This is a genomic window from Burkholderia sp. AU6039, from assembly GCF_002223365.1.
Classification (GTDB): Bacteria; Pseudomonadota; Gammaproteobacteria; order Burkholderiales; family Burkholderiaceae; genus Burkholderia.
Map to the genome: position 1 here is coordinate 337,040 of NZ_NKFK01000006.1, position 19,632 is coordinate 356,671.

Sequence of the window (19,632 nt, forward strand, 5' to 3'; positions counted from 1 at the left end):
ACACGCACCCGTTAAGTACTCGGAACCAAACTGCGAACTAAAATTGATTCACGGTTGAACGTTGTGATGTGCAGTTATTCGCGCAAGGGTCTTCCGAGATCTGTCGGAAGGCCCCCCTTCAACCAGAGCGTACGCTCCGTCACACCCAGGGCTGCACAAGCCCTTCGGTCTGCAACGCCCGCTGGATCGCCGGGCGCGCGAGCACCCGCTGCAGATAGCCGCCGAGTACCTGACGCTGCCGCGCCGGCTCGGCAAAGCCGCGCGTCCAGCGGCACAGCATCAGCGCATACGGATCGAGCACCGTATAGTGCGCGCCGAGCAGCCACGGGCCGCCGCTCTTCTCCAGCTGGCGGTCGAGCTGATCCAGCAACGCCGCGATTTTCGCCTCCGCGTGAGCCTTCACCTGCGCGGCGCCTGCCGCATTGCCCACATCGACCCAGCGCTCCGGATAGAAATACGCGATCAGTGTCGCCTGCAGCGTGTTGGTGAGCCACATCAGCCATTTGTAGAACTGCGCGCGTTCCGGCGTGCCGAGTGCGGGTGCAAGCCGCTGCTCGGGATGCGTATCGGCGAGATGCAGGCAAATGGCGGCGGCTTCGTACAGCACCAGGTCGCCGTCGACCAGCACCGGGATGAGCCCGTTCGGATTGAGCGCGAGGTAGTCCGGCGACTTGTGCTGGTCGTGCGTGCGGTCGACGAATTCAAGTTCGAACGGCTTGCCGATTTCTTCCAGCACGATGTGCGGCGCCATGCTGGCATTGCTGGGGTAGTAGAAGAGCTTCATCGTCGATTTCACTCAGGCGGGTGTCGGCGTCACGCGGCGGCGAACTCGATCACCGGTTCGCAGCGGATCGGGAAGTTGACCGAGTTCGCGATATAGCACTTCGCGTGCGCGTCATGATGCAGATGTGCCGCCCGCTCGCGATCGTCGCCGGCCTGGATCGTCACATGCGGGCGCAGCACGATTTCCGTGAAGCGGCCTTCATCGGCACTGTCGACCATCGTGCCTTCCGCGTTGTCGACATACGCAAGCACGCGAATACCCGCTTCCGAGCACAAATGCAGGTACCAGAGCTTGTGGCACGCCGATGCCGACGCCAGCAACAGGTCTTCCGGATTCCAGCGCGCGGCGTCGCCGCGAAACGCCGCGTCGGACGAACCGGGAATATCCGGCTTGGAACCGGCCCGGATCAGATGATCGCGCCCGTACTCGCGATACCCCGACGTGCCGGTGCCGCGATTGCCCGTCCACTCTACTGCGACGCGATACGTGTGTTCGCCAGATGCCATCTCGCTCTCCATTGATGTGGGTTGCTTCGGCCGGGCCGGATGTCGTTTTGCGAAGCCCGCCTGCGCTCGCCATTTTGGCACCGGATTCTCATTTGGTATACCATTATTCCAAATTGACGGAACATGCAGGCATGGAAGCCAAACTCGATTCCACCGCGGACGCGGTCGCCGCCTCGTTGCGGGACATGATCATCAACGGCGAGCTGGAAGCCGGCGAGCGGCTCGTCGAACGCGACCTGGCCGACCGGTTCGGCATCAGCCGGATTCCGATGCGCGAGGCAATCCAGCGCCTGGAGCGCGAAGGCTTGCTGGACATCTTCAGGAATCGCGGCGCCGTCGTGCGCATGCTGAGTGCGTCGGATGTGCAGGAAATCTACGACCTGCGCGCGCTGCTCGAAGGCGACGCGATCTACCGGAGCGTGAAGCGGCTCGACGACGAGACGCTCGCACGCGCCGAGCTCGTCCATCGTTTGCTCGGTGACGCGGCCGTGCCGCGCCGGCAGGGTGAACTGAACCGCGAATTCCACGCGCTGCTGTATTCGTGCTGCGGCAACGCGCGGCAGTTGAAGACGATCGCGGAGCTGCGCAGCCAGGTTGAACGGTATGAGCGCCTGCAGGCCACGCTGCTCGCGGATACGCCGTCGTTCCAGGTCGAGCACGAGGAAATCCTGCAGGCGTGCCGTGAACGCAATGCGCGCGCGGCGCGCTCGATGACGGTCGCGCATCTGGAATCGGCCAGAAACATCGTGATGCGGCTCGTCGAAGGCGGGTGAGGACGGCGGTGCGTTTGCCGCTTGCCATGTGCCGTTTGCTAAGGCGGGCGCCACCCGATGCCGGGGCGCAACGATCACGACAGCGACTTCAACCTACTCGCGGCGCCCCGCATCAAACCGACGGCGTCGCGCCGCCGCCCGCCACACGACCCGTCGTCCCCCGCACCACCAGCCTCGGCCGCGACGCGGTCCGCACGCGCGATGCCGCATCGCTGTGACCACCCGCCTCGCGCAGCGCATTGAGCAGTTCGACCGCGATCCCGGCGGCCTCGGCGGTCGGGATCGCGACGGTCGTCAGCGTGGGCCGCGTGTCGCTCGCCAGGTGAATGTCGGTGATCCCGACGATCGACAGGTCATCGGGCACACGCCGGCCGCGATCGGCCGCCGCATGCATCGCGCCAATCGCCGGCAGGTCGTTGGTCGCGACCAGCGCGGTCAACCGTGGGTGCGCATCGAGCAACCACCCCGCCGCGCGCACGCCGCCTTCGATCGAATCGGGCTCGGCTGCGACAATCGACGCATCGAGCCCCGCTTCGCGCATTACGTCGACGAAGCCGTCGTAGCGCGCCGCCTGCACGCCGCTCGCCGACCCGCCGACGATCACGCCGATGCGCTCGTGGCCCAGTTCGAGCAAGTGCCGCGTCGCGATCCGCCCCGCCTCGCGGAAATCGATCGCCACGCACGGCAACCCGTCGGGCGGCGCCTCGGGCCGCTCCCACAGGCACAGCACGACCGGCACGCCGCGTGCCGCCACGTCGCGCAGATCCGGCAGATGCAGGTTCGCATTGGTCACGAGAATGCCTTCGGAGATCGTGCCGGCGATCTGGTCGAGATATGCACGCCCCTGCAACGGATCTTCGTTCGTGTTGCAGACGATCAGGAACTGCCCGTTGCGCCGCACCGCACGCTCGACCGCCAGCGCGAACTCCGGATAGAACGGGTTCGCGATGCTCGACACCATCAGCGCGACCGTCGGCGCACGCCCTTCCGCCAGCGCCCGCGCGGCGAGATGCGGGCGATACCCGAGCGCCGCCACGGCCTCCAGCACCCGCGCCCGCGTCGCCTCGCCCACCCGGCCGCGGTCGCGCAGCACGTTCGACACGGTTGCGGCCGTCACGCCGGCGCGGCGCGCCACTTCATCCAGGGTTGCCATCGCTTGCTCACTATATGAGACGTCTATCCAGTATTTGCTTCGCTCACCGAAGCGGCGCACTATCGCCGCACACCCTGCCGCCCGACCGACGGGCGCGACTCGGCCGCGATCGCATCGCCTCTTTTTTTGATCGCGATGATTAAGCGCTTAATCATTGATGAAAGCGCATTAGAACATGGAGCGGAGACAATGGCGAGCATCTCGATGCGGCGCGTGCAGAAAGCCTATGGCGATCACGCGCCGGTCATTCGCGACGTCGATCTGGAGATCGGCGCGCACGAGTTCTGCGTGTTCCTCGGGCCGTCCGGATGCGGCAAGTCGACGTTGCTGCGGATGATCGCCGGGCTCGAGGATCTGAGCGCGGGCGAGTTGTCGATCGACGGCCGCCGCGTCGACGACGTGCCGGCCGCCGAACGCGGCGTCGCGATGGTGTTCCAGAGCTACGCGCTGTTTCCGCACATGACGGTCTACGAGAACATGGCGTTCGGGCTGAAGCTCGCGCGCGTGCCGAAGGCCGAGATCGACCGGAAGGTGCGCGATGCCGCGCGCATCCTGCAGCTCGACACGCTGCTCGATCGCAAGCCGAAGGCGCTGTCGGGCGGACAACGGCAGCGCGTCGCCATCGGCCGCGCGATCGTGCGCGAGCCCGGCGTGTTCCTGTTCGACGAGCCGCTGTCGAATCTCGACGCCGCGCTGCGCGGCCAGACCCGCATCGAGATCGCGAAGCTGCACCGGCAGTTCGAACGCGCGAGCGTCGTCTACGTGACGCACGACCAGACCGAAGCGATGACGCTCGCCGACAAGATCGTGCTGCTGCATGCCGGCGCCGATACCGCGCAGCACGGCAGCATCGCGCAGGTCGGTGCGCCGCTCGACCTCTACCACCACCCGGCGAGCCGCTTCGTCGCGGGCTTCATCGGTTCGCCGCGCATGAACTTCCTGCCGGCCGTCGTCACCGCCTGCGATGCGCATCGCACGACCGTCACGCTCACGCCGTCCGGCGAAACCTTCGTACTGCCACGTGACGGCTCGGCGCTCGGCGCGGGCGCTACCGTGACGCTCGGCATTCGCCCCGAACACCTGACGCTCGGCGCCGCACACGACACGACGGCGCTCGCGCGCGACGTCGCGCTCGTCGAACGCCTCGGCGAACAGACCTACGTGCATCTCGACCAGCCCGGCGGCCACTCGATCATCGCGAAGGTGCCCGGCGACGCGCAGGTGCGCAGCGGCGAACGCGTGCGTGTGCATGCGCCGGCCGCGGCCTGCCATCTCTTCACCGAAGACGGCCGCGCGGTGCCCGCGTGCGCCGACGTCCACGTTCACCATTACGCATAAGGATCGGGCATGCGCCTCGGAGTCTGTTACTACCCGGAACACTGGCCGGAAACGATGTGGGCCGACGATGCCCGCCGGATGAAAGCGCTCGGCATCGAGCAGGTGCGAATCGCCGAATTCGCGTGGAGCCGCATCGAGCCGTCGCCGGGCGAATACGACTGGGGCTGGCTCGATCGCGCGGTCGACGTGCTCGGCGCGGCCGGCCTCGAAATCGTGATGTGCACGCCAACCGCGACACCGCCGAAATGGCTGGTCGATCGCCACCCCGACATCCTCGCGATCGGCGCGGACGGCCGGCCGCGCGCGTTCGGCTCGCGCCGCCACTACGACTTCTCGTCGCCGACCTATCTCGAGGCGTCGCGCCAGATCTGCACGGCCGTCGCCGAACGCTACGGCCGCCACCCGGCCGTGCGCTACTGGCAGACCGACAACGAGCTGGGCTGCCACCAGACCGTCGTCAGCTACTCGCCGGCCGCGCTCGTGCGTTTCCGTGCGTGGCTGAAGGCGCGCTACGGCACGATCGACGCGCTGAACCGCGCGTGGGGCACCGTGTTCTGGAGCATGGAATATCGCCATTTCGACGAGATCGACGCACCCGTCGGCACCGTGACCGAGGCCCACCCATCGCATCGCCTCGACTACCGGCGCTTCGCGTCGGACGAAGTCGCGCGCTATCACCGGATGCAGGTCGACGTGATCCGCGCGCATTCGCCGGGCCGCCCCGTCGCGCACAACTTCATGCAGCTGTTCACCGAGTTCGATCACTACGAAGTCGCGCGCGACCTCGACATCGCGACCTGGGACAGCTATCCGCTCGGCGCGCTCGAGGAGCAATGGTTCGCACCCGACGTGAAAGCGCGCTGGCTGCGCACCGGGCATCCCGACTTCGCGTCGTTCAATCACGATCTCTATCGCGGCATGTCGAAACTGCCGTTCTGGGTGATGGAGCAGCAGCCCGGCCCGGTGAACTGGGCGCAGTGGAACCCTGCACCGCTGCCGGGCATGGTGCGCCTGTGGAGCTGGGAAGCGTTCGCGCACGGCGCCGGCTGCGTGTCGTACTTCCGCTGGCGGCAGGCGCCGTTCGCGCAGGAGCAGATGCATGCGGGCCTGCATACCCCCGATGACAAGCTCGACGAAGGCGGCCGCGAGGCACAACGCGTGGCGCAAGAGATCGCGGCCGTGCACGACGCCGGCGCGGATGCGGACGGCGCCGTGCGCGCTCCCGTCGCGCTGGTCTTCGATTACGAAGCGAAGTGGCTGTTCGAAGTGCAGCCGCAGGGCGCCGATTTCCATTACCCGCGCTTCGCGTTCGAGTACTACTCGGCGCTGCGCTCGCTCGGCCTCGACGTCGACATCGTTTCCGCGCACGCGCCGCTCGACGGCTACCGCCTCGTCGTCGTGCCGCCGCTGCCGGTCGTGCCGAACGATTTCGCCACGCGGCTCGCCGCCTCCGGCGCGCATGTCGTGCTCGGCCCGCGCACCGGTTCGAAGACCGTCGACCTGCAGATCCCGCCGACGCTGCCGCCCGGCCCGCTCGCGTCGATCCTGCCGGTGCGCGTGTGGCGCGTCGAATCGCTGCGGCCGAACGTGACCGAGCGGATCGACGGCACGCTGCGCGACGGCGCGCCGCTCGCCGGCAACGCACGCCACTGGCGCGACTTCGTCGAGCTGCACGACGACACGCACGGCGTCGTGCGTGCGCGCTTCGCCGACGGTCACCCGGCGTGGGTATCGCACGGCACGCTGCACTACTGGGCCGCGCTGTTCGATGACGCGACCACCGCCCGGCTGTTCGCCGATGTCGCGGCCGAAGCCGGCCTCGCGCCCGCGCCGCTCGGCGACGGCGTACGCGTAAGCCGGCGCGGCGGCCTGACCTACGTTTTCAACTATGGCGACGCGCCGCACACGATCGACGCGGTACCGCCGTCCGCGTTCGTGCTCGGCACGGCGCAAGTCGGGCCACAAGACGTGGCCGTGTATCGAAGCCGTCCGTAGCAACCGCGACCGGCGCCACGACGCGCCGGTCACGCACAACGACACCCAGGACTGGAGACACGTATGACCCATCGCCCCCTTCGCACCGCCGTTCGGCTCGCCACGGCCGCCGCTGTCGCACTGGCATCGCTCGGCATGACGGCGCCCGCCGATGCCGGCACGCTGACGATCAACATCGCGTTCAAGGGCGCCAGCCAGCGCGCGGTCTGGCAGTCGACGATTGAAGCGTTCCACAAGGCGCATCCCGACATCGACGTGAAGGCGACCTTCGTCGACGAGGAAGCGTACAAGGTGCAGCTCCCCGCCTGGCTCACGACCGTCGCACCGGACGTCGTGAACTGGCACGCCGGCGAACGGATGGCGTACTACGCGAAGCGCGGGCTGTTCGAGGACCTGAGCGGCGACTGGACGAAGAACGGCTGGGGCACGATGTACGCGTCGACGCGCGACGCATCCTCGTACAACGGCAAGCAGTACGCGGCGCCGACCGTCTACTACTCGTGGGGGCTGTTCTACCGCAAGGACCTGTTCCACAAGGTCGGCATCGCCGACGAGCCGAAGACGTGGGACCAGTTTCTCGACGCGTGCAAGAAGCTGAAAGCGGCCGGCATCACGCCGATCGCGATCGGCGGCCGCGACGCATGGACCCTCGCCGGCTGGTTCGATTACCTCGACCTGCGCCTGAACGGCAACGTGTTTCACCAGCAGCTGATGGCCGGCGACGTGCCGTACACCGACCCGCGCGTGAAGAAGGTCTACATGACGTGGAAGTCGCTGATCGACGCGGGCTACTTCATCGACAACGCGCTGTCCTACGATCTCGACGGCGCGCAGCCGTTCCTGTTCCAGGGCAAGGCCGCGATGATGCTGATGGGCACCTTCATCGCGGCGGGCTTTCCGCCGAACGTGAAGCAGGAAATGGGCTACTACCGCTTCCCGATCATCGACCCGAAGGTGCCGACCGCCGAAGACGGCCCGGTCGAATCGCTGCACATTCCGACGAAGGCGAAGAACAAGGCCGATGCGCACACGTTCCTCGCGTTCGTCGAAACGCCCGAGATGGGCGCGAAGCTCGCGGAAGGGCTCGGCTCGCTGTCGGCCAACAGCAAGTCGCCGGAGCCGGCCGATCCGATCTCGCGTATCGGCTTCCGGATCCTCGCCGATACGAAGGGCGGCGTCGCGCAGTTCTACGACCGCGACATGACGAAGGAAATGGCGGACGAGGGGATGAAGGGCATGCAGCAGTTTGTCGCGAATCCCGCGCAGCTCGATACGGTGCTCGCGCAACTCGAACAGACCCGCAAGCGCATCTACAAGAAGTGACCGTGTGACTCAACCGGCGGCCTCGTGCCGCCGTGCCCGTTCAGGAGGCTTGCCGTGTCCAGTCCGATCACGTCCCCCCCGCCCGCCGGCGCGGGCGCCGCGCCGCCGCCGCGCGGCGCATCCGCCGCCACCGCGGTGCCCGCGCGTCGCCCGTCGCCTGCCGTGCGGCGCCAACAGCGCGCCGCATGGCTCTTTCTCGCGCCGGCCTGCGCGATGGTAGCCGTCTATGTGATCTGGCCGATCCTGTCGACGCTGTGGCTGAGCCTGTACAACTGGGACGGGATGACCGAGCGCACCTTCGTCGGGCTCGCGAACTACGCGGAGCTGCTGCATGCGCCGACGTTCTACACCGCGCTGCGCAACAACGTGATCTGGCTCGCGCTCTTCATGCTCGCGCCGCCGCTCGGCCTCGCGCTCGCGTTGTACCTGAACCAGGCGGTGGCCGGCATCCGGCTCGTGAAGTCGCTGTTCTTCGCGCCGTTCGTGCTGTCCGGCGTGGTCGTCGGGCTGATCTTCTCGTGGTTCTACGATCCGACGTTCGGGCTGCTCGCGCTGATCGCCGGGCACGGCATCCCGGTGCTCGGCGACGCGCGCTATGCGACGTTCGGCATCGTGTTCGCCGCGCTGTGGCCGCAGACCGCGTACTGCATGATCCTGTACCTCACCGGCCTTACGTCGCTCAACCCGGAACAGATCGAAGCCGCACGGATGGAAGGCGCGCGCGGCTTCGCGCTGCTGTGGCACGTGGTGCTGCCGCAACTGCGGCCGACCACCTTCATGGCGATCGTCGTCACGGTGATCGGCGCGCTGCGCAGCTTCGACCTGATCTCGGTGATGACGAGCGGCGGCCCGTTCGAGAGCTCGACCGTGCTCGCGTATTACATGTACGACCAGGCGATCAAGTACTACCGGCTCGGCTATTCCGCGTCGATCGCGGTCGTGCTGTTCGCGATCATGCTCGTCTACATCGTGTTCCAGTTGCGCCGCCTGCTGCGCAACGAGCAATAACCTGACCGGTGGCCATCATGTTTCCGACTCCCGTTGCCCAATGGAAGCCTGTCTCGCGCAGGCTGTACAAGTTGTCGCTGCCGGTTGCGCTGCTGATCTGGCTGCTGCCGATGATCGCCGTGTTCATCACGTCGGTGCGCTCGACCGAGGAACTGGTCGAGGGCCACTACTGGGGCTGGCCACGGCACTTCTCGATGATCGAGAACTATCGCGACGCGCTGACGACGTCGCCGATGCTGCATTACTTCTGGAACAGCGTGCAGATTACGGTGCCTTCCGTTGTCGGGTCGATCGCGCTGGCGGCGATGGCCGGCTTTGCGCTGGCCACCTACAAGTTTCGCGGAAGTACGGCGCTGTTCGGGACGTTCGTTGCCGGTAACTTCGTGCCCGTGCAGGTGTTGATGATTCCGGTGCGGGATTTGTCGCTGCGGCTCGGCGTGTTCAATACGGTCGAAGCGCTGATTCTTTTTCATGTCGCGTTTCAGACCGGGTTCTGCACGCTGTTCCTGCGCAACTTCATCAAGCAGTTGCCGTTCGAGTTGATCGAAGCGGCAAGGATCGAAGGGGCGGGGGAATGGACGGTTTTTTACCGGATCGTGCTGCCGTTGATTCGGCCCGCGTTGGCGGCGCTGGCGATTCTCGTTTTCACGTTCGTGTGGAATGACTACTTCTGGGCGCTGTGTCTTACGCAAGGAGATGAGGCCGCGCCGATTACCGCTGGCGTTGCCGCGTTGAAGGGGCAATGGACGACGTCGTGGAATCTCGTGTCCGCCGGATCGATCCTGGCGGCGTTGCCGTCCGTCGCGATGTTCTTCGCGATGCAGAAGCATTTTGTGGCGGGGCTGACGTTTGGTGCGACAAAAGGTTGAGCACGCGGCCACGCTTATTCGTATCTCCCCCTCCGCATCGTGAGGTTGCCCGCTTCGGCGGGCTTTTTTTTGGCTACCTTTGGAATCCATGGAGGTTGATTGATGAACCAGATTTCACCGTTTGACGTCCCTTCTGCACACCCAGCGCGAAGCATTGCATAGCAGATGTTTCGTCGGCCCATCAAAGCGCCGTGAATTTGACGACCGGACAACACGCACGCATACCATGTCGCCTCAAGATACAGACCGCTTCCGTCGTTGAACACGATTCCGCCTTATGTCCAACTCACTCAATCTCCCTTGCACAAAATAATGAGCCTCACATTGAATTCGATATGAACTAAAGAATTGAGCCACTTCATTGTGCAGCTCGTGCGCCCACGGGATACGCCCCTTCTCAGAATCGAAAAACTCTCTTTTCACTCGAATATCCCGTTGAGGGTGAAAGGTATTATTCCTAAAATCTCTGAGGGCATCTCGATGCTGTTTTTCCAACTTCAAGACCACATCATGTTGCGCAACAATCTCAATGAACTCTCCCGGACGCTCCTCCTGAAGCAATTTACGGATTTTGAGCGTAAAAAAACCTTCACATGTCACACGAAGAAATCCGAGCCAAGTTGACAGATATATTCCGGCGCTTATTTTATCATTCAGACTGAGACGATCGCGCTTTTTTAATTTTTCTATGATTTTTTCGTAACTCTTCCTCATTAAGTCAGCCGCCTGAAACTGCTGCGCATGGAGCACGAGAATGGGATCTTTGTCTTTTAATGGAAGATTATCTCCCGGCTTTCTTCCATCGACATCAACAGCATACAATGATTCTGCGCCGCTAAAAAAGCACAGGCCATCCAAGGTCTGAGTCAACTCCCCCGTGGATATTAATAAATTTACATATTCATCCAACATAGCAAAATTATCAAACCCATAGCCCCCCAAATTCTCCCCGGCAAATTTGGCTAACCACCACGCATCAAATCCACCAACCTCACCATTTTTTCCAAAATCAAAATCAACCGATTTTCCAGAGCAACGCACCTCACAGCCCAAGCCGTGTTTGAAGTAATGCCCTCCACCATCCAATTCTCCGCTCATCGGAATTTCTGCGTATACCCAACCATATGCCGAATTTGGCATCTGTATCCCAGATCGCTGCATAAGCACAAGAGCCTCGATAACCGCCCTTTGATACTCCGAAACCAATCTTTTAAAGTCACCCGACACACAACTCCGACACTCACCCCCGATATTCGGATTCAACATTTCCCCCAAATACGAAAACCATGAGCTAAAATTATATACGAATATAAATTAATTAACGCAAGCACATAATCGACCAACGCGCCGGAAAATTGCCCCGTGCAATAGTGAGTAAATACGCAATATACCCAGTGCGACCATGGCTAACGCAAACCACATTTAGACAGCGATTTCCGTGGTTGGAGCTGACCAGTCGCTTCCGATATGTGCAATTGCCGACGATCCGAACAAAACGATCGGATACCTGTTTCTAGCCGTACTCCGATGGTCTAACGCACGGAATCTCTCCGTGTGCCCATCACGGCCCCCCACCCGCCCAATCCTCCCTCAGCCGCGCATCAACCGCCCCAATATTCTTCTCATGCGCCACCAGCATCTGCGTGAGCGCATGGTGCATATCCGGCTGCGCAAGCGTCGGCAGTAACGCCTGCAACTTCCTCACCACCCACCGCTGCCCACGATTCAAAAACGCCAGCCGCTCGGCCACCTCATCAATCGCCATCGCCTTCTCATAAAACGCCCCGGTAGCATGCGTCGGCGTCGCATCGAGCGACCGAATCGCGTCGACCAGCACCGCACACCAGTGCGCCTCATCCTGGCGAATCCCGGCCACAAGCCGATGAAGTTCGGGATCGTCGATTTCCGCCACGGTCTCCGACGCAACCCGCGCACCTGCGCGCTCGGCCTCCAGCAGCTCATTCAGCAACACAAGTAACGCGTCGCGCTGCGCATCAGCGAATTCTTCGGCTGCTTTGGCGGGGCGGGCGTCGTGCCCGTCGTCGTGGGTCCGGTTCGACATGCGATGTCCTCCGTTCAGGAAGCGTGGCGCACCGGTTCGCCCGGCGTGGTTCCGTCAGGCACTACACACACGACGGCGTCCACACATCACGGCAGGCAGCAGCGAGACCACACGAAGAATGGCTCACAGTCTGACATGGCCCTGTGACAAGCGTCTGCAGCCGACCCACTGTGCGTGATGCGCATCAAGACACACCGCCACGCATAGCCGACCTCACGTCCACCCTTCGAGCCTCAACGTCGACCGCACCAACCGCTGCTCCTCCTGCTCGATCTCCCGCAGATACTCGACGCACTGGCGAATATGCTCGCTCGCCGCCTTGCGCGCCTGATCGGGCAACCGCCCCGTCACCGCGTTATAGAGCCGCGCATGCTGCCGATCGATCTGCTTTTTCAACGGCTCGCGGTGATAGAGATTGTTCACCGACGCAAACACCGAACTCAGCAGCAGATCCGTCAACGACTGCAGCGTATTCACGAGCACCGGGTTATGCGACGCCTCACAGATCGCCAGATGAAACGCGTGATCGAGCTTCGCGCGCGCGGCCGGGTCGAGATCCTGCGCATCGGCCGCGGTCATCTCTTCATAGCGGCGCTTGATCAGGATGAAATCGGCCGGCGTCCCGCGCAACGCAGCGAGCCGCGCGGCCTCCGTCTCGAGCATCCCGCGCACCTCGAACAGGTCGTACAGCGTGCGCGGCTGCGAGCCGAGCAGATGCATCATCGGCGTGATCTCGCGTTGCGGGGTCAGGCTCGCCACGAACGAGCCCTTGCCGTGCGTGGTGTCGATGATGCCGCGCGCACGCAGCAACTTCATCCCTTCACGCACGGCCGTGCGCGACACGCCGAGCTTCTCGGTCAGCCGCCGTTCGGACGGCAATGCCTGCCCGGCCTTCAGCACGCCGTCGACGATCAGCTGCTCGATGCGCTCGGCAACGACGTCGGCCACGTTCCGCGCCGGGCCCACTCGATCCTGCATTTCCATACTGGTATGACCACTTCGAAAGGATATCGGCAATTTTCCCACAAACCCTTTTAACGATTCAGTTTTATGGCGACCGATACAGCAGATTTCCGGCCGCCTCGTAAAAACTGGTATGACCACATTCGCCACGTCTGGACACGCGCGCGCCGCCCGCCAAGAATCCCCTCCATCCGGCGCACCGCCCATCGCGCGGCCGCCGCATGAAGGAGACGGAGACAACCCCGATGAGTTTCATCTACGACGAACGGATCGACGGCCCACTCGCGACCGTCGGCCGAGACACGCTCGTCGCCGCGCTGCACGCGGCGGCGCCCGACCTCGACGTGCTGCACGAACGCGAGGCGCTCAAGCCGTTCGAATGCGACGGCCTTGCCGCGTACCGCACGGTGCCGCTCGCGGTCGTGCTGCCCGACACGGTCGAGCAGGTGCGCGCAGTGCTGCGCGTCGCGGCCGCGCTCGGCGTGCCGGTGGTCGCGCGCGGCGCGGGCACCGGGCTGTCAGGCGGCGCGATGCCGCTCGAAAAAGGCCTGCTGCTCGTGATGGCGAAGTTCAACAGGATTCTCGACATCGACCCCGATGCCGGCATCGCACGCGTGCAGCCCGGCGTGCGCAACCTCGCGATCTCGCAGGCGGCCGCGCCACACGGTCTCTACTACGCACCCGATCCGTCGTCGCAGATCGCCTGCTCGATCGGCGGCAACGTCGCCGAAAACGCGGGCGGCGTGCACTGCCTGAAATACGGGCTCACGGTGCACAACATCCTGAAGGTCGAGATCCTGACGATCGACGGCGAGACGCTCACGCTCGGCGCCGACGCGCTCGACGCACCCGGCTTCGACCTGCTCGCGTTGTTCACCGGCTCGGAAGGGATGCTCGGCATCGTCACGGAAGTCACCGTGAAGCTGCTGCCGAAGCCGCCAAGCGTGAAGGTGCTGATGGCGAGCTTCGACGATGTCGCCGAAGCCGGCGCGGCAGTCGCGCGAATCATCGGCGCGGGGGTGATCCCCGGCGGCCTCGAGATGATGGACAACCTCGCGGTCCGCGCGGCCGAGGATTTCATCCACGCGGGCTACCCGGTCGACGCGCAGGCGATCCTGCTGTGCGAGCTCGACGGCTCGCCGACCGACGTCGACGAAGACGCCGAACGCGTCGCCGCGCTGCTGCGCGACGCGGGCGCGACCGAGATCCGCGTCGCACGCGACGAAGCCGAGCGCCAGCGCTTCTGGGCCGGCCGCAAGAACGCATTCCCCGCGGTCGGCCGCATGTCGCCGGACTACTACTGCATGGACGGAACGATCCCGCGCCGCGAGCTGCCGCGCGTGCTCGAAGGCATCGCCGCGCTGTCCGCCGAATACGGGCTGCCGGTCGCGAACGTATTCCACGCGGGTGACGGCAACATGCACCCGCTGATCCTGTTCGACGCGAACCGGCCCGGCGAACTCGACCGCGCGGAAGCGCTCGGCGGCAAGATCCTCGAGCTGTGCGTCGCGGCGGGCGGCAGCATCACGGGCGAGCACGGCGTCGGCCGCGAGAAGATCAACCAGATGTGCGTGCAGTTCAACGCCGACGAGATCACGTTCTTCCACGCGGTGAAGGCTGCATTCGATCCGCAGGGGCTGCTCAATCCCGGCAAGAACATCCCGACGCTGCACCGCTGCGCCGAATTCGGCGCGATGCACGTCCATCACGGCAAGCTGCCGTTTCCCGAACTGGAGCGCTTCTGATGCGACGCGAAATCGAATCGATCGACGACAGCGCGGCGCTCGTCGCGCAGGTCGACGCGGCGATCCACGATCGCCAGCCGCTGCACATCCGCGGCGCCGGCACGAAGGCGTTCCTCGGCCGCCCGGTCGAAGGCCGCACGCTCGACGTGCGCACGCATCGCGGCATCGTGTCGTACGACCCGACCGAACTCGTCGTCACCGCGCGCGCGGGTACGCCGCTCGCCGAGCTCGAAGCAATGCTCGACGCGGCCGGCCAGATGCTGCCGTGCGAGCCGCCGACGTTCGGCGGCGCGGCCACGGTCGGCGGCATGTTCGCGGCGGCGCTGTCGGGCCCGCGCCGCCCGTGGGCCGGCGCGGTGCGCGACTTCGTGCTCGGCTGCCGCGTGATCACCGGTCACGCGAAGCACCTGCGCTTCGGCGGCGAGGTGATGAAGAACGTCGCGGGCTACGACGTGTCGCGGCTGCTCGCGGGCAGCTTCGGCTGTCTCGGCGTCGTGACCGAGGTGTCGCTGAAGGTGCTGCCGAAGCCGCGCGCGACGGGCGATCTCGCGTTACAGCTTGCCGTGGACGAAGCCGTGCCGCGCGTCGCCGCATGGCGTCGCGCGGGGCTGCCGCTCGCCGGCGCATGCCACGCGGACGGCGTGCTGCGCGTGCGGATCGAAGGCGGCGAGGGCTCGGTGAAAGCCGCGCGCGACACGATCGGCGGCGAACGCATGGACGATCGCGACGATGCGTTCTGGGCTCGACTGCGCGACCTGGCGCTGCCGTTCTTCGACGATCCGCGCCCGCTGTGGCGCGTGTCGGCGCCGGCCTCCGCACCGCTCGATGCACTGCCCGGCGCGCAGCTCGTCGACTGGGGCGGCGCACAGCGCTGGCTGAAGAGCGATACCGCACCGGCCGACGTGCCGCGGTTCGCCGCGCAGTGGGGCGGCCACGCGACCTGCTTCACACCGGGCACGACGCGCGAGCCGTTCCAGCCGCTGCCGCCCGCGCTGCTGCGCGTGCACCGGCAGCTCAAGGCGCAGCTCGACCCGCATGCGATTTTCAATCCCGGCCGCCTGTACGCCGACTTCTGACGCGAACCCGATCCCGACCCGCCGATGCAAACCAATCTCAGCGAAGCAAGCAAGGCCCTCGCTCGGGCCGATGAAGCGGAAGCGATCCTGCGCGCGTGCGTGCACTGCGGCTTCTGCAACGCGACCTGCCCGACCTACCAGGTGCTCGGCAACGAGCTCGACGGTCCGCGCGGGCGCATCTACCTGATCAAGCAGTTGCTCGAAGGCGAGCCGTGCGGCGAGCGCACGCAGCAGCATCTCGACCGCTGCCTGACGTGCCGCAACTGCGAGACGACCTGCCCGTCCGGCGTGCGCTATCACACGCTGCTCGACATCGGCCGCGCGGAAGCCGAGAAGCGCGTGCAGCGGCCCGCGCGCGAGCGCCTGCTGCGCGCGGGGCTGCGGCATGTCGTGCCGCGCCCGGCGACGTTCGCCGCGTTGCTGAAGGCCGGCCGCGCGCTGCGCCCGCTGCTGCCCGGCACGCTGCAGGACAAGATCCCGGCCGCCGTCCCCGCGGCCGCACCGCGCCCGCCCGTGCGCCACGCGCGGCGCGTGCTGATGCTCGAAGGCTGCGTGCAGCCGTCGCTGTCGCCGAACACCAATGCGGCGGCCGCGCGCGTGCTCGACCGGCTCGGTATCAGCGTGAGCCCCGCGCGCGAAGCCGGCTGCTGCGGCGCGACCGAATATCACCTGAACGCGCAGGAGGCCGGCCTCGCCCGCGCACGCCGCAATATCGACGCCTGGTGGCCCGCGATCGAAGCCGGCGCGGAAGCGATCGTGCTGACGGCGAGCGGCTGCGGCGCCTTCGTCAAGGAATACGGCGACCTGCTGCGCTCCGACCCCGTCTATGCGGAGAAAGCGCAGCGCGTCAGCACGCTCGCACGCGATCTGGCCGAGGTGATCGCGGCCGAGCCGCTCGACGCGCTGGCCGGGTCGACGCCACGCCGCATCGCGGTGCATTGCCCGTGCACGCTGCAGCACGCGCAGCGCCTCGGCGGCGCGGTCGAACGCATCCTGACGCGGCTCGGCTTCGATCTGACGAATGTCGCCGACGGCCATCTGTGCTGCGGCTCGGCCGGCACGTATTCGCTGACGCAGCCCGACCTCGCGACGAAACTGCGCGACAACCGGCTCGACGCGCTCGAGGCCGCGCGGCCGGACCTGATTGTCACGGCCAACGTCGGCTGCCAGACTCACCTGAACGGCGCGGGCCGCACGCCCGTGCGCCACTGGATCGAGCTCGTCGACAACCATCTCGTCAACTGACCGGATTCCGGAGGATTGCCATGCAGACGAAACCCGAACTGGAACTCGCCGATGCCGACCGCATGCTCGCCGCCGCCCGCGCGGAAGCGGAGCACCACGGCTGGGCCGTGTCGATCGCCGTCGTCGACGACGGCGGCCACCTGCTCGCTTTTGCGCGCCTGGACGGTGCATCGCCGGCCAGCACGTATATCGCGCAGGACAAGGCGCGCGCGGCGGCGCTCGGCCGGCGCGAGACGAAGGCGTATGAGGATATGATCAACGGTGGCCGCACCGCGTTTCTCAGCGCGCCGCTGACGGGGTTGCTCGAAGGCGGCGTGCCGGTCACGGTCGGCGGCCGGATCGCGGGCGCGATCGGCGTGTCTGGCGTAAAGTCCGAACAGGACGCGCAGATCGCCCGCGCCGGCACACAAAGCGTCGCAGCGTAACCAGCCAAAGCCGCGCGCGATTTTTTCCCCGGGAGGATTAACGATGATCGACCAAGCAGGACTGCAAGTCGCGCCAGCGCTGAGCCAGTTCATTGAAAACGAAGCGCTGCCGGGCACCGGCATCGACAAGGCCGCGTTCTGGAGCGGTTTCTCGGCCCTGGTGCACGACCTCGCGCCGCGCAACCGCGAGCTGCTCGCCGAACGCGACCGCCTCCAGCAGGAACTCGACACCTGGCACCGTGCGCACCCCGGCCCCGTGCGCGACCACGCCGCGTATCGCGCGTTCCTCGAACAGATCGGCTACCTCGTGCCGGTCCCGTCGAACGTCGCGGCAGCCACCGCGAACGTCGACAGCGAGATCGCCACGCAGGCCGGCCCGCAGCTCGTCGTGCCGCTGTCGAACGCGCGCTACGCGCTGAACGCCGCGAATGCCCGCTGGGGCAGCCTGTACGACGCGCTGTACGGCACCGATGCGCTGCCGGAAGACGGCGGCGCCGAACGCACGACGGCCTACAACCCGACGCGCGGCCAGCGCGTGATCGACTACGCGCGCAACGTGCTCGACAACGCGGCGCCGCTCGCGAGCGGCTCGCACCGCGACGCGCTGCGCTACCGCGTGCAGGACGGCCAGCTCGCCGTCGAAACCGCGAAGGGCGTCGTGGGCCTCGCGCAGCCGGCGCAGTTCGTCGGCTACCAGGGCGCGGCCGACGCGCCGTCCGCGATCCTGCTGAAGCACAACGGCCTGCACCTCGAGATCCAGATCGACGCGTCGACGCCGATCGGCCGCGCCGATCTCGCGCACGTGAAGGACGTCGTGCTCGAAGCCGCGGTCAGCACGATCATCGACTGCGAGGATTCGGTCGCGGCGGTGGACGCGGAAGACAAGGTCCAGCTCTACCGCAACTGGCTCGGCCTGATGCAGGGCACGCTGGTCGAGGAAGTCGCGAAGGGCGGCAAGACCTTCACGCGCCGCCTGAACGCCGATCGCGAGTACACCACGCCCGCCGGCGGCACGCTGTCGCTGCACGGCCGCTCGCTGCTGTTCGTGCGCAACGTCGGCCACCTGATGACCAACGGCGCGGTGCTCGACCGCGACGGCAACGAGATTCCGGAGGGGATCCTCGACGGCGTCGTCACGGTACTGTGCTCGCTGCACGACCTGAAGGCGAAGCGCAACTCACGCACCGGCTCGATCTACATCGTGAAGCCGAAGATGCACGGCCCGGTCGAAGTCGCGTTCGCCGATACGCTGTTCGCGCGCATCGAGGATCTGTACAACCTGCCGCGCAACACGCTGAAGATGGGCATCATGGACGAGGAGCGCCGCACCAGCGTGAACCTCGCCGCATGTATCGCCGCGGCCGCCGCACGCGTGGCGTTCATCAACACCGGCTTCCTCGATCGCACCGGTGACGAGATGCACACCGCGATGGAAGCGGGCCCGATGATCCGCAAGGGCGACATGAAGTCGTCGGCGTGGATCCAGTCGTACGAGCGCAACAACGTGCTCGCCGGGCTGTCGGCCGGCCTGCGCGGCCGCGCGCAGATCGGCAAGGGCATGTGGGCGATGCCGGACCTGATGCACGCGATGCTCGAGCAGAAGATCGCGCATCCGCGCGCCGGCGCGAACACCGCATGGGTGCCGTCGCCGACCGCCGCGACGCTCCACGCGCTGCACTACCACCTCGTCGACGTGCAGGCCGTCCAGCAGGAACTCGAGAAGACGCCGTACGCCAGCGAACGCGACGCGCTGCTCGAAGGCCTGCTGACCGTGCCGGTCGTCGAGCGCGCCGCGTGGAGCGAGGCCGAGATCCTGAGCGAAGTCGAGAACAACGCGCAGGGCATCCTCGGCTACGTCGTGCGCTGGGTCGAACAGGGCGTCGGCTGCTCGAAGGTGCCCGACATCCACGACGTCGGCCTGATGGAAGACCGCGCGACGCTGCGCATCTCGAGCCAGCACATCGCGAACTGGCTGCGCCACGGCGTGATCACCGAGGCATTCGTGCTCGACGTGTTCAAGCGGATGGCGCGCGTCGTCGACCAGCAGAACGCCGGCGACCCGAACTATCGCCCGATGGCACCCGGCTACGACCAGTCGACCGCGTTCAAGGCCGCGTGCGCGCTCGCGCTGCAGGGCACGTCGCAGCCGAGCGGCTATACCGAGCCGCTGCTGCACCGGTTCCGCCTCGCGTTCAAGGCGCAACAGCACGGCGGTTAAGCGCAGGCGTGCTTCACGAAACGGGCGGCCGCGACGGCCGCCCGTTTTTCATTTTCGCGTTCGCCCGGCCGTTGAAACGAATAATCGGCACATATCGTCTGCCTTCATTTTTCGCCTGCGTGTGCCGTTATCCGGAGAGAATCGGCGGC

At 66.0% G+C, this 19,632-nt stretch carries 16 protein-coding genes and 1 pseudogene; 11 read left to right on the forward strand and 6 right to left on the reverse strand.

What is annotated here, in order from left to right:
* Positions 1–139: 139 nt before the first annotated feature.
* A complete protein-coding gene (locus CFB39_RS31830) occupies positions 140–784 on the reverse strand; it encodes a glutathione S-transferase family protein (RefSeq protein WP_089475972.1) in 645 nt (214 codons plus the stop codon).
* Positions 785–813: 29 nt separating this feature from the next.
* Positions 814–1,290, reverse strand: coding sequence for an OsmC family protein (locus tag CFB39_RS31835; protein ID WP_089428752.1), 477 nt, complete (start codon positions 1,288–1,290; stop codon positions 814–816).
* Positions 1,291–1,421: 131 nt separating this feature from the next.
* Here CFB39_RS31835 and CFB39_RS31840 point away from each other — a divergent pair, with 131 nt between their 5' ends.
* On the forward strand, positions 1,422–2,063 hold the full coding sequence (locus CFB39_RS31840; protein ID WP_089475925.1) for a GntR family transcriptional regulator: 642 nt from the start codon (positions 1,422–1,424) through the stop codon (positions 2,061–2,063).
* Positions 2,064–2,175: 112 nt separating this feature from the next.
* Here the strand turns inward: CFB39_RS31840 and CFB39_RS31845 are convergent, their stop codons facing one another.
* Entirely contained in the window at positions 2,176–3,216 is a 1,041-nt protein-coding gene (locus CFB39_RS31845) for a LacI family DNA-binding transcriptional regulator (RefSeq protein ID WP_089475926.1), read from the reverse strand.
* A gap of 189 nt (positions 3,217–3,405) precedes the next feature.
* Between CFB39_RS31845 and CFB39_RS31850 the strand changes: the two genes are divergently transcribed.
* From CFB39_RS31850 to CFB39_RS31870, 5 genes are all read left to right on the forward strand, one after another.
* Positions 3,406–4,554: an ABC transporter ATP-binding protein gene (locus CFB39_RS31850; RefSeq protein WP_089475927.1), complete on the forward strand. Its 1,149-nt coding sequence runs from the start codon at positions 3,406–3,408 to the stop codon at positions 4,552–4,554.
* Between the two features lie 9 nt (positions 4,555–4,563).
* Positions 4,564–6,549 (forward strand): beta-galactosidase, encoded by a 1,986-nt coding sequence (locus tag CFB39_RS31855; RefSeq protein WP_089475928.1) that lies wholly within the window; start codon positions 4,564–4,566, stop codon positions 6,547–6,549.
* A gap of 63 nt (positions 6,550–6,612) precedes the next feature.
* On the forward strand, positions 6,613–7,872 hold the full coding sequence (locus CFB39_RS31860; RefSeq protein WP_089475929.1) for an ABC transporter substrate-binding protein: 1,260 nt from the start codon (positions 6,613–6,615) through the stop codon (positions 7,870–7,872).
* Positions 7,873–7,926: 54 nt separating this feature from the next.
* Entirely contained in the window at positions 7,927–8,880 is a 954-nt protein-coding gene (locus tag CFB39_RS31865) for a carbohydrate ABC transporter permease (RefSeq protein ID WP_089475930.1), read from the forward strand.
* 17 nt (positions 8,881–8,897) lie between these two features.
* Positions 8,898–9,749 carry a carbohydrate ABC transporter permease gene (locus CFB39_RS31870; protein WP_089475931.1) on the forward strand — a complete coding sequence of 284 codons (852 nt, stop codon included), beginning with the start codon at positions 8,898–8,900 and terminating at the stop codon, positions 9,747–9,749.
* A 234-nt stretch (positions 9,750–9,983) separates the two neighbouring features.
* Here CFB39_RS31870 and CFB39_RS39760 read toward each other — a convergent pair whose 3' ends face one another.
* From CFB39_RS39760 to glcC, 3 genes and pseudogenes are all read right to left on the reverse strand, one after another.
* Positions 9,984–11,015, reverse strand: coding sequence for a hypothetical protein (locus CFB39_RS39760; protein WP_373452754.1), 1,032 nt, complete (start codon positions 11,013–11,015; stop codon positions 9,984–9,986).
* Between the two features lie 295 nt (positions 11,016–11,310).
* A pseudogene (locus CFB39_RS31880) lies at positions 11,311–11,751 on the reverse strand (DUF6306 domain-containing protein); the annotation flags it as partial.
* A gap of 273 nt (positions 11,752–12,024) precedes the next feature.
* Entirely contained in the window at positions 12,025–12,795 is a 771-nt protein-coding gene (gene glcC / locus CFB39_RS31885) for a transcriptional regulator GlcC (RefSeq protein WP_089475934.1), read from the reverse strand.
* Between the two features lie 224 nt (positions 12,796–13,019).
* On the opposite strand from glcC, the gene glcD reads away from it, so the two are divergent.
* From glcD to CFB39_RS31910, 5 genes are read left to right on the forward strand one after another with little or no spacing between them, the layout of a single operon-like run.
* Positions 13,020–14,519, forward strand: a complete 1,500-nt coding sequence (gene glcD / locus CFB39_RS31890; protein ID WP_089475935.1) for a glycolate oxidase subunit GlcD — start codon at positions 13,020–13,022, stop codon at positions 14,517–14,519.
* On the forward strand, positions 14,519–15,595 hold the full coding sequence (glcE, locus tag CFB39_RS31895; protein ID WP_089475936.1) for a glycolate oxidase subunit GlcE: 1,077 nt from the start codon (positions 14,519–14,521) through the stop codon (positions 15,593–15,595). The genes glcD and glcE overlap by 1 nt, the downstream gene beginning before the upstream one ends.
* Positions 15,596–15,619: 24 nt before the next feature.
* Positions 15,620–16,840, forward strand: coding sequence for a glycolate oxidase subunit GlcF (gene glcF, locus CFB39_RS31900; protein WP_089475937.1), 1,221 nt, complete (start codon positions 15,620–15,622; stop codon positions 16,838–16,840).
* Positions 16,841–16,860: 20 nt separating this feature from the next.
* Entirely contained in the window at positions 16,861–17,265 is a 405-nt protein-coding gene (locus tag CFB39_RS31905; RefSeq protein ID WP_089428739.1) for a heme-binding protein, read from the forward strand.
* A 43-nt stretch (positions 17,266–17,308) separates the two neighbouring features.
* Entirely contained in the window at positions 17,309–19,483 is a 2,175-nt protein-coding gene (locus CFB39_RS31910) for a malate synthase G (RefSeq protein WP_089475938.1), read from the forward strand.
* Positions 19,484–19,632: the final 149 nt, after the last annotated feature.